The sequence below is a fragment of the Pseudomonas sp. P7779 genome, from assembly GCF_013386315.1.
GTDB lineage: Bacteria > Pseudomonadota > Gammaproteobacteria > Pseudomonadales > Pseudomonadaceae > Aquipseudomonas.
On sequence record NZ_JACARZ010000229.1, the window covers coordinates 1 to 317 of the forward strand.

The 317-nt window shown below is 61.8% G+C and carries 1 protein-coding gene; it reads right to left on the minus strand.

Features of this window, described 5'->3' with window-relative positions; genetic code table 11:
• A partial coding sequence (locus HX869_RS31325) for a hypothetical protein (protein ID WP_178904195.1) occupies positions 1 to 317 on the minus strand: 317 nt, incomplete at both ends.

Here is a 317-nt window from a genome sequence, read left to right on the forward strand (position 1 = left end):
GTCCTGTTCGAACGCCAGGAGTGTACCGATGCACAAACCCTGCTGAATCACGCACCCCATGAACAGCGACGGATCATTGACCGCCGCGTGGGTGGCCACGGCCATCAACCACTCCGGTTGTTTGAACCCGTGGATACCGTCGGGCAGTTGCTTGAGCAGATGCTGCAAGCGCCGATAGGGCTGACGGTGGCCGCCGTGGAAGGTCAGGTTGGTTTGCGGATGCAACTCAGGGTCGCTGAAGGTTTGAGCCATGTGCGCATGGGCCTGGGCGGTGACGGGCCCGTTGGCCAGTTGGCGCAGAGTGTCCAGGGTATGTG